Genomic DNA, 9,363 nt, shown 5'->3' on the forward strand with positions numbered 1-9,363 from the left:
ATCAATGTTCCCTGTTCCCTGTTCCCTGTTCCCTGTTCCCTGTTCCCTGTTCCCTGTTCCCTGTTCCCTGCTATAACAACTGACAACTGACAACAAACAAAAATGAATTTGGGATTACCATTAGGTTCTGTTATTGAAGGTTCTCTGACTGGGGGTTTGGAGGTCAGATTACACCCAGATATTTCTGTCGAAGATATGCGGGTAGGTAAATTTCTCGTGGTACAGGGGATGCGATCGCGCTTTTTCTGTATGCTAACAGATGTATCCTTGGGTATGGCGAATGACCGCATTACAGCTAGTCCTCCCAATTGGGAAGATAGTTTTTTGCGCGAAGTATTAGCAGGTAGCGGTACTTATGGGATGATCAACCTAGCACCCATGTTGATGTTTACCCCTGAATCTCCAGAATCTGGCTTTTCTCATAATGGTAAATCCCCTAATTCTTTTATCCCATCGTCCACTGGTTTAGCATCCTTTCAACCTCAAACCAGTACGACGATGGAATTATTACCTGTGAAAACTATTCCTAGTCACTTTAGCCAAGTTTACGAAGCCAATGAAGAGGACTTCCGCAAGGTGTTTGGCTGGGAAGATGACCCTCAACGCAACAACTTTTCTATCGGTAAACCCTTAGACATGGATGTGCCGATTTGCATTGATTTAAACCGCTTTGTGGAACGGAGTAATGGGATTTTTGGTAAATCGGGGACTGGGAAATCTTTCCTGACACGGTTAATTTTAGCCGGGGTGATTCGTAAAAATGCGGCTGTTAACTTGATTTTTGATATGCACTCAGAATATGGTTGGGAAGCAGTCGCCGAAGGAAAGAACGTTAATACTGTCAAGGGTTTAAAACAACTGTTTCCCGGACAAGTTGAAGTTTACACACTTGATCCAGATTCAACAAAACGGCGAGGCGTAAGAGACGCACAAGAACTTTATCTCAGCTATGAACAGGTTGAAGTTGAAGATATAAAATTATGTAATCGTGATTTAGGACTTTCAGAAGCGGCTTTAGATAATGCCAATATCCTCTTTACAGAGTTGGGTAAATCCTGGATTATTCAATTACTAAATATGAGTAATGAAGATATTGAGATGTTTTGTGACGAGAAACGCGGACACAAAGGCTCAATTATGGCATTACAGCGGAAACTTTTTCGCTTAGATAGTTTAAAGTATATGCGAAGTGCTTGTCCGCAAAATTATATTAAAAATATCGTCCAATCTTTAGAAGCTGGAAAAAACGTAGTTATCGAATTTGGTTCCCAGTCCAATATGCTCTCATATATGTTGGTGACGAATATGATTACCAGACGGATACATGAGCATTATGTGAAAAAAGCTGATAAATTTCTCCAAAGTAAAAATCCTTTGGATCGGCCGACACCATTAATGATTACAATAGAAGAAGCACACCGTTTTCTTGACCCAGCGGTGGTACAAAGTACAATTTTTGGGACTATTGCGAGGGAACTACGGAAATATTTTGTCACACTTTTGGTAGTTGATCAACGTCCATCAGGGATAGATAATGAAGTTATGTCCCAGATTGGGACTCGAATCACCGCTTTGCTGAATGATGAAAAAGATATTGATGCTATTTTTACAGGTGTATCTGGTGCGGGTGGTTTGCGCTCAGTCTTAGCTAAGTTGGACTCTAAACAACAAGCTTTAATTTTGGGTCATGCTGTTCCTATGCCAGTAGTCGTGCGGACTCGTCCCTATGATTCTACCTTTTATTCCGAAATTGGGGCGATCGCTTGGGAAGAAAAAACAGATGAGGAAGTATTCACTGCTGCTGAACTAGCAAAAGCAGATTTAGGATTTTAGTAGGAGTTCAGGAAGAAGTTAGAATCCCCATTACCAATTACCAATTACCAATTACCCAAATAGCTCAAGTTCGGTTATCCGGCTAATCAAAAGCAACTTTAGAGGGGTTTTCGCGTCACTATGGATATGCGAACACAGTTTTTGGAGGTTAAAAAAAATAGTTATCAGCTTTTTGGCTTGATTACTGAGATATTTATCATCTGGGAACTTTACTATTGACTCTGTTTGTCGTAACATAAAATCAAAGTAAACTCATACTGACTCCGTTTTCAAAACCACTACTAGATAACTTAAACAAAAGAATTCTAGCCACCAATCCAATGTATTTCCGCTAAAACTCCAAAATCAAAATTATCGAGAGGGTAAGGAGACATATTTTTAGACTAACAACATCTTCATAAAGGTTGGATCAATATCAATCATGCCTGATGGTAGCTTTTCATATCCAGTGGTGTATATTATAAGCTTACAAATTGCCTTTGTTAAAAAAATATTGATTATGTTTAAGGAGTAGAGGATACAAGCACCAATGCCTACAGTCAAAAATCATACAGAGAATGTCAATGCCAAATTTACCGCTGATATGGTCAGAACCTATCTGCGAGAAATTGGTCGTGTACCTTTGTTAAGCCGTGAACAAGAGATTATCTACGGTAAACAAGTACAGCAAATGATGATACTGCTAGAAGCTAAAGAAGCTTTGAGCAAGGAAATTGATCATGAACCTAGTTTATCAGAATGGGCTGCCCGTGTTAATCAATCAGAAACAGAAATAAATCATCTGATGATACAAGGTAAGCGAGCCAAGCAAAAAATGATTGAGGCTAATTTACGCTTGGTTGTAGCTATTGCAAAAAAATATCAAAAGCGAAATATGGAATTTCTGGATTTAATCCAGGAAGGTACTTTGGGATTAGAACGGGGTGTGGAGAAATTTGATCCTATGCGGGGTTATAAGTTCTCAACCTATGCTTATTGGTGGATTCGTCAGGCAATTACCAGAGCGATCGCTCAACAAGGTCGAACCATTCGCCTCCCAATCCATATTACCGAAAAATTGAACAAAATTAAAAAAGTTCAACGGGAGTTAGCGCAAAAGCTAGGAAGATCACCCTCACCCACAGAAATCGCCAAAGAACTGGAGTTAGAACCGGCTCAGATTCGTGAATATCTGAATATGGCGCGTCAACCAGTCTCTTTAGATGTGCGCGTCGGTGAAAACCAAGATACCGAATTACAAGAAATGTTGGAAGATGACAGTCCTTCCCCTGAGTATTACACTACTCAAGAGTTTCTACGTCAAGACTTGAATAATTTACTTGCAGAACTCACACCCCAACAGCGTCAAGTTGTCGCCTTACGCTTTGGTTTAGAAGATGGAAATGAAATGTCCTTGGCGAAAGTTGGTGAACGGTTGAACCTCAGTCGGGAACGAGTCCGTCAATTAGAGCATCAAGCTCTTGCACATTTACGTCGCCGTCGGGCTAATGTCAAAGAATACGTTGCCAGCTAGAAATGTGGACACGCAACAGCGTATTTCAAAACATCCCTCTTGGTGATGCGCCTCCTGAGTTGAAAACAGGGGGCGATTTTTTTGAAGAAATAGAAAAGGTTCTGCAAATTTCTGATTTATTTTGCGAAATCTGTAGATGGGAAGTTGTATCTACTGGCAGATCAATACAAGAATTAAACATGGAAACAGGCTGAGAATTTTCAATCTCGATTTTACATCCCTCCGGTGGAGGATTTTATGAAGTGATGGATAAATTTATTAACTAATGATAATCTGAGATTATTCCCCAAATTTACATAAATAGTAAGTTTTTGCTGAATTTAAAATTAAATATATAGATAAAACTTTTGAGGGAATCGTCAGTAATGAGTATTCAGTTATTATGGCAAAAATCCAGGAAACAACAATAGTTAACTTTATTACAGGAGAAATCCGATGCTTAATCATATTTCCAAATTAATGACTTCTAGCCAATTTAAATTTCCCATTCTTGGACTAATTGTTTCGGCTGGTATTTTGGGTATTAGTTATTCTAGTCAACAACATTACAAACTTCTCTCATCAACAGCCTTAACTACTAATTATGTAGTACCCATAAATCAAAGACAGATTAACTTTGATCCTGCTGTGATTAAAGAGGAAGCTATGCAAAAATCACCAGTGAATATTTCTAATCAGATATCTACTGATAAGTTAACAGAAAATATTACAGCATTATCTACAAATACGAGAGAATTGGGGAGAAAAGGACAAGTCCAATTTCCCGAACAAGATGGGACTTATCTTTATGGACAATCATCCACACCAAATGAATTAGGACAAGGTTACATTCTCTTTCAAAAACAACAAGGTAAAATTATTGGTGCTTTGTATTTTCCTCACTCTGAATTTAGTTGTTTTCAAGGAACTTTGGCTAAGTCAGGAGAATTAGCAATGACGGTGAAAAGTTCTCCCGGTGAAGTTGGTGCAATGGAGGTTGCTACAGCTAGTACAATCCCTAAAGTTAGTGATGATGAGTTCACAACTTATCCTTATTCAGTAACTTTACAAGACTATCATCAGTTGAGTTCTGTAAGTTCTAATGATAGGGAAATTTTGCAGATGTGTCAACAAGAAAGCGATGGTTTTAAATAAGTAGGTGGACGTAAATAATTGTCCTTGGGATATAGCATTTTAGTCAGGTACAAGAACCCCAACCCCAACCCCCGCAAGGGAGGAGGAGGCTATAAATATACTCAATATAATTAGGAAATGCTATAAAGCAGGGAGAAATAATTTAGAGGATGTTTGAAAAGTTTCCGGCGATTAGAAAGATGCCTCCGGCTCCCGTCAGGGATACGCTACTACACAAACAAAGTCCACCTGCGTGGACTAAGGAAAAATCAAGGCTTTTGAACCCACGTATCCCTTACGGGACCGAAGGAATAGGTGGGTTTCGTCTGTGTGGTTCCGCGACTTCTAGTCGCCCTTGCAAGTAATAAATTAGACTTTTCAAACACCCTCTTAATGACCAATAACCAATGACCAATGACTAATTTGAATTAATACTCAATTCCGGCTTGAGCTTTCACCCCTTGATCCTTAAAAGGATGCTTAACTAATGTCATTTCAGTGACTAAATCGGCTTTTTCAATTAATGCGGGTGGTGCGCCTCTTCCCGTGAGAATTACGTGCTTGTCTGCTGGTTTTTGAGCTAAACCTGCTAGGACTTCTTCAACCTGTAAATAACCCAGTTTCAGAGCTATATTAATTTCATCGAGGAGAACTAATTTAAAGTCTGGGTTGTGGATAAATTCTCGGGATTTTTCCCAAGCAGCAGCAGCTTTATCCAGATCACGATCACGATCTTGAGTTTCCCATGTAAAGCCTTCTCCCATTGCATGAAATTCCAGTTGGTTTTCCCAATGACTAAAAGCACGTTTTTCTGCTGGTTCCCATGCGCCTTTGATAAACTGCACTATAGCTACTTTATATCCATGTCCGAGCGATCGCAACACCATTCCCAAAGCCGCTGTAGTTTTACCCTTTCCATGACCAGTATTAACAATAATTAAGCCTTTTTCCGGTATGGCTTTGGCTATACGTTGATCTTGGACTTCTTTCCGTCGCTGCATTTTCTGACGGTATTTTTCATCAGTTTGGGATGATGAAATCACCTCATCAATTAACCGGGAAATTTCTTGATCTGGATTTAATTCTTCTGGAGTGTCGCTTTTCATAAACCCTGTTGATAAATAACTGTTAACACTAAGACAATGAAGTATAATTTTTCTGCTTTGATAAATTTATTAGTCATGATAGACCAGAAATCACATAAATTCTGTTAGCTACGATCTTAATAATTTAAAATTGTCAGAATTTATTTTTTCGGTAATTTTTAAACATAAGCACTAAGAAATATCAATTGGTTAACCATGTCTTGAGCCGGCTTGTCAGCAGCCAGTTTTAATAATCCTTGTAGTTGTTGACCAACCGAGTATTGCTGTTGTGAAGCCAAAATTATGCCAGTATAACTTTTATCCTCAGCCATAAAATCACGATGTAATCTGCAAAAATCACCGATATTGAAACTATAAATTACTCGCTTCTGTTCTGTTGCCCAAATTAATTGTTCTTCATCCGTATAACCCAATCTATTAACATCGGCAACTGTCACAACATCTAAATCAGCATTTCTCAATGCTTGTATCAGTGCAGTTTTGATAGTGTCTTCATCCAAATAGAAGCAAATACGATTCACGAGAAATGTCCTGTTTTATATTCTGCTTCAAGTCGTTGACATTCTTTTTGATATTGAGTGAATTCAATATCTAGTGATTCCTTATTAGCATAATAATAAGCCAACGCAGTGTAAATACCTGCAATTGTCAAATAAGGCTTATCTTCGATAATTTCTTCTGGAGTCATACCAGATTTAATCTCATTGACAATATACTGAACAGTAATACGAGTGTTAGCAATTCGCGGACGACCACCACAAGTACCTGGTGTACTAACAATCAACGTGGAAATATCTGTGAGGGTTGGCATCGGTTTCTGACTAAATCCTCTGGGATAATCTTATTGTAAACCAAAAAGAGCGATAGCTGCGCTCGCCAAAGGCATCGCTCTTTTTAGGCTTTGACTTTGCTTCTTTTTTATATCTCAATCGGACCAATTTCAAAACAAAGTTCTAATTGCTCTCTACTGATTCCTAATTCCCAAATTTTATCTGTAATTTCCCTTTCTAATTCTTTCTTTGATTTCTCGAATGATTCTCGGTGGCATTCAATCTCATTTCCCCAAGAGGTACTTTCTATAATGATTTTCATATCACCGTTTTTTCCTTCTTCAAAACAAAGAGATAAACTAAATCTTTCAATATTTGGGTTACGTCGCAACAATCCCCTGACAATAGTATTATCAAAATTTTCGTCAGCAAGCAGTTTCAACATACTTCCCGTTCTGCTTTCGGCGCCAACAATCTATCACGCAACCCTTGGGGGTCAAATTTTGCCTCATTCATCCTGCGAATTTCCTGTGCTTGTTGCTGTCTTTGCTGTACATACACTTCCACTTCTTGTTGATGATTGAGGTAAAAGGCAATGGTAGCATAGATATCAGCAAGTTTAAGGGATGGATAACGGTAAGCAATTTCTTCTGCTGTTGTTCCTTGTTGAAAAACAGCAATTACCGTATCTAGTGTTACACGAGTTTTGCCTATCCTAATGACACCATCAGTGGTAAATTCCAATGGTGCGGGTTCGGATGCGATTCCTTCAGAGAGACTCACTAACACTTGTGCCATAATTAATAACAAGTTAGTTATGTTTAATAATAGCAAATATTGGTTTAGATATACCTTTGAATTTACTTAAATAGAAAATTGGATGACTCCCAAAGTATTCTTTTAAGCATTGTCACTAATTTATATCGCTTCAGAACATTTTAGCAACTTCCGTACACTTGAATACGATAACATTAGATTCAGCATATTTACTATTCAGGATTTCCCAAAAATGTCACAAAAGCCAGGTAAGAAAATTGCACCTATTCCCATGTCTAACAATGTTAGCGTGGTTGACTTGATTGATACCTATTTTACCGCTTACAACTCAGCCCGGTTGCGGGAAGCCTGTCAACTCCTGACCAAGGATGTGTTTCAAGAGGGTGTAACTGTGGGCGTTAGCCTTTCCGGCGCAATGACACCAGCAGGTTTTGGCGTTTCCGCCCTTGCGCCCCTAATTCGTAATGGTTTTATTGACTGGATGATTAGCACTGGTGCGAATCTTTACCATGATATGCACTATGGTTTAGGGTTTGAACTATTTGCTGGTAGTCCCTTTTTGGATGATGTCAAATTGCGGGAAGAGGGGACAATTAGAATTTATGACATTGTTTTTGGTTATGATGTACTGCTAGAAACGGACGCTTTTATTCGCAAAGTTCTCCAAGCTGAACCTTTCCAAAAACCCATGGGAACGGCTGAATTTCACCATTTGCTGGGTAAGTGCGTCTGGGAAATAGAAAAGCAATTGGGTGTGAAAAATTCCTGCTTGTTGGCAACGGCGTATGAATGTGGCGTACCTATTTATACTTCTTCTCCTGGGGATAGTTCCATAGGGATGAATGTGGCGGCTTTGGCTTTAGAAGGTTCAAAGCTGGTAATAGATCCGTCCATTGATGTTAATGAAACAGCAGCGATTGTCTATGGGGCGCGAGAAAACGACGGTACAAGTGCAGCGGTAATTATTGGTGGTGGTAGTCCTAAGAACTTTTTATTACAAACACAACCGCAACTTCACGAGGTTTTAGGATTGGAAGAACGGGGACATGATTTCTTTGTGCAGTTTACTGATGCACGTCCTGATACTGGTGGGTTATCGGGTGCGACTCCGGCAGAGGCTGTGAGTTGGGGTAAGATTGACCCAGATGAGTTACCTAGCGCCATTGTTTGTTATACCGATAGTACGATCGCTTTACCTTTGGTGACGGCTTATGTCTTGAATCAATGTTCACCTCGTCCCCTGAAGCGATTGTTTGATGAACGAGAAGCTTTATTAGATACTTTGCAAAAAGATTATCTAGCGGCTAAAGACAAGCCTGTGAGTGAGAGTAGTCAGGAAAAAGTTGCTACTTATCCCTGCGGTACACCTGTGAAAGGTTAGGGTTTTATTATCTATTGTGGGCGATGGCTAATCAAGCTGAATCGCCCCTACATTTATTCTGAAGAAAACCTACGGATAATGTTAGAAGCCGCTAAAGCTCCACCGTTGGGACTAAAAGAAACTCAAGAAAAAACAAAGAGAGGAATTAATGAAGTTCAGGGAGATGCTGATATTGATAAAATGAAGCGTCCCGAAAATTCACAAAGTGCAACTTCAGTACCAGAGGAAGTAGAAGGCTTTTTAGAAAAAATTACAGGTAACAACAAGTAAATATCATTTATCAATGATAAGCTCTGTATCCCCATTTTTCAAGAATTTGGGGATATTAATTATTTTAATATTTGGCTTGATTATAAAAGAAAATAACAGCATATTCCCAAATATATAAAAGTAACTAAACATGAAGAAATGGCTTGGATGTTGCGCTCATTTATTGAAGGAGAAGCCGTAGAACCGGATGGTCAAAAACAACCAGGAGGAACTAAAGTTCCGGTGGGTGTGTAGTTGAGAATTGTCAAGATAAAATATTAGGAGTAAAGAAGTGCCAGAAGAATATCAAGCAGAGCGTACCATCTCCGCTGTATTTAAAGAAGAGAAACAAATTGATACTGTAATTCGACGGTTACTAGATAGAAATGTCCCCAAGGATCATATATCGGTCTCTCCCTCGTTGATTGTATAATCCTAATAATCCCTCATCTTCCCATGCTGTCATCCAGTTATATATGGTTTTCCGACTTACTCCAAAAATATCCATTAATTTGGCAATTGTTACTCCTGAATTACTCAATAAAATACAATGCGCTCTTTGTCTCACTTGATGATGCTTACTCTCTTTATATATTCTCTTTAGTAATTTTGCTGTATCCC

At 38.9% G+C, this 9,363-nt stretch carries 9 protein-coding genes and 4 pseudogenes; 7 read left to right on the forward strand and 6 right to left on the reverse strand.

All coding sequences use genetic code 11. From position 1 onward, the window contains the following. Positions 1-102: 102 nt before the first annotated feature. The 3 genes from PN471_RS17690 (at position 103) to PN471_RS17700 (ending at position 4,480) form a co-directional block, all read left to right on the forward strand. Positions 103-1,833: a helicase HerA domain-containing protein gene (locus PN471_RS17690; RefSeq protein ID WP_271777968.1), complete on the forward strand. Its 1,731-nt coding sequence runs from the start codon at positions 103-105 to the stop codon at positions 1,831-1,833. A 529-nt stretch (positions 1,834-2,362) separates the two neighbouring features. Beyond that, positions 2,363-3,346: an RNA polymerase sigma factor, RpoD/SigA family gene (locus PN471_RS17695; RefSeq protein ID WP_271777969.1), complete on the forward strand. Its 984-nt coding sequence runs from the start codon at positions 2,363-2,365 to the stop codon at positions 3,344-3,346. Between the two features lie 435 nt (positions 3,347-3,781). Beyond that, positions 3,782-4,480, forward strand: a complete 699-nt coding sequence (locus PN471_RS17700; protein WP_271777970.1) for a hypothetical protein — start codon at positions 3,782-3,784, stop codon at positions 4,478-4,480. A gap of 407 nt (positions 4,481-4,887) precedes the next feature. Here the strand turns inward: PN471_RS17700 and cobO are convergent, their stop codons facing one another. The 5 genes from cobO to PN471_RS17725 all read right to left on the reverse strand — a co-directional run bounded on the left by cobO (position 4,888) and on the right by PN471_RS17725 (position 7,133). Next, on the reverse strand, positions 4,888-5,565 hold the full coding sequence (gene cobO, locus PN471_RS17705; protein ID WP_271777971.1) for a cob(I)yrinic acid a,c-diamide adenosyltransferase: 678 nt from the start codon (positions 5,563-5,565) through the stop codon (positions 4,888-4,890). Positions 5,566-5,723: 158 nt separating this feature from the next. Then, positions 5,724-6,086 (reverse strand): DUF5615 family PIN-like protein, encoded by a 363-nt coding sequence (locus PN471_RS17710; protein ID WP_271777972.1) that lies wholly within the window; start codon positions 6,084-6,086, stop codon positions 5,724-5,726. After that, on the reverse strand, positions 6,083-6,376 hold the full coding sequence (locus PN471_RS17715) for a DUF433 domain-containing protein (protein ID WP_271777973.1): 294 nt from the start codon (positions 6,374-6,376) through the stop codon (positions 6,083-6,085). The genes PN471_RS17710 and PN471_RS17715 overlap by 4 nt, the downstream gene beginning before the upstream one ends. A 107-nt stretch (positions 6,377-6,483) precedes the next feature. Beyond that, entirely contained in the window at positions 6,484-6,780 is a 297-nt protein-coding gene (locus PN471_RS17720; protein ID WP_271777974.1) for a hypothetical protein, read from the reverse strand. Continuing rightward, on the reverse strand, positions 6,774-7,133 hold the full coding sequence (locus PN471_RS17725) for a DUF433 domain-containing protein (protein WP_271777975.1): 360 nt from the start codon (positions 7,131-7,133) through the stop codon (positions 6,774-6,776). The genes PN471_RS17720 and PN471_RS17725 overlap by 7 nt, the downstream gene beginning before the upstream one ends. A gap of 211 nt (positions 7,134-7,344) precedes the next feature. Here PN471_RS17725 and PN471_RS17730 point away from each other — a divergent pair, with 211 nt between their 5' ends. The 4 genes and pseudogenes from PN471_RS17730 to PN471_RS23525 form a co-directional block, all read left to right on the forward strand. Beyond that, on the forward strand, positions 7,345-8,493 hold the full coding sequence (locus PN471_RS17730; RefSeq protein ID WP_271777976.1) for a homospermidine biosynthesis protein: 1,149 nt from the start codon (positions 7,345-7,347) through the stop codon (positions 8,491-8,493). 84 nt (positions 8,494-8,577) lie between these two features. Beyond that, positions 8,578-8,763 (forward strand): annotated as a pseudogene (locus PN471_RS17735) (hypothetical protein); the annotation flags it as partial. A 126-nt stretch (positions 8,764-8,889) separates the two neighbouring features. Further along, positions 8,890-8,997: pseudogene (locus PN471_RS17740) on the forward strand (Dps family protein); the annotation flags it as partial. A 37-nt stretch (positions 8,998-9,034) separates the two neighbouring features. Beyond that, positions 9,035-9,154, forward strand: a pseudogene (locus tag PN471_RS23525) (ChaB family protein); the annotation flags it as partial. Here PN471_RS23525 and PN471_RS17745 read toward each other — a convergent pair. After that, positions 9,149-9,363: pseudogene (locus PN471_RS17745) on the reverse strand (helix-turn-helix domain-containing protein); the annotation flags it as partial. The pseudogenes PN471_RS23525 and PN471_RS17745 sit on opposite strands and share 6 nt — an antisense overlap.

It is taken from the genome of Aphanizomenon sp. CS-733/32 (assembly GCF_028330045.1).
In the GTDB taxonomy this organism is placed as follows: domain Bacteria; phylum Cyanobacteriota; class Cyanobacteriia; order Cyanobacteriales; family Nostocaceae; genus Dolichospermum; species Dolichospermum gracile.

What these genes read in the sequence shown, in the direction of transcription:
- PN471_RS17690 (WP_271777968.1), top strand. Translation starts at nt 103, where the DNA reads ATGAATTTGGGATTACCATTAGGTTCTGTTATTGAAGGTTCTCTGACT.
- PN471_RS17695 (WP_271777969.1), top strand. Translation starts at nt 2,363, where the DNA reads ATGCCTACAGTCAAAAATCATACAGAGAATGTCAATGCCAAATTTACC.
- PN471_RS17700 (WP_271777970.1), top strand. Translation starts at nt 3,782, where the DNA reads ATGCTTAATCATATTTCCAAATTAATGACTTCTAGCCAATTTAAATTT.
- cobO (WP_271777971.1), bottom strand. Translation starts at nt 5,565, where the DNA reads ATGAAAAGCGACACTCCAGAAGAATTAAATCCAGATCAAGAAATTTCC.
- PN471_RS17715 (WP_271777973.1), bottom strand. Translation starts at nt 6,376, where the DNA reads ATGCCAACCCTCACAGATATTTCCACGTTGATTGTTAGTACACCAGGT.
- PN471_RS17720 (WP_271777974.1), bottom strand. Translation starts at nt 6,780, where the DNA reads ATGTTGAAACTGCTTGCTGACGAAAATTTTGATAATACTATTGTCAGG.
- PN471_RS17725 (WP_271777975.1), bottom strand. Translation starts at nt 7,133, where the DNA reads ATGGCACAAGTGTTAGTGAGTCTCTCTGAAGGAATCGCATCCGAACCC.
- PN471_RS17730 (WP_271777976.1), top strand. Translation starts at nt 7,345, where the DNA reads ATGTCACAAAAGCCAGGTAAGAAAATTGCACCTATTCCCATGTCTAAC.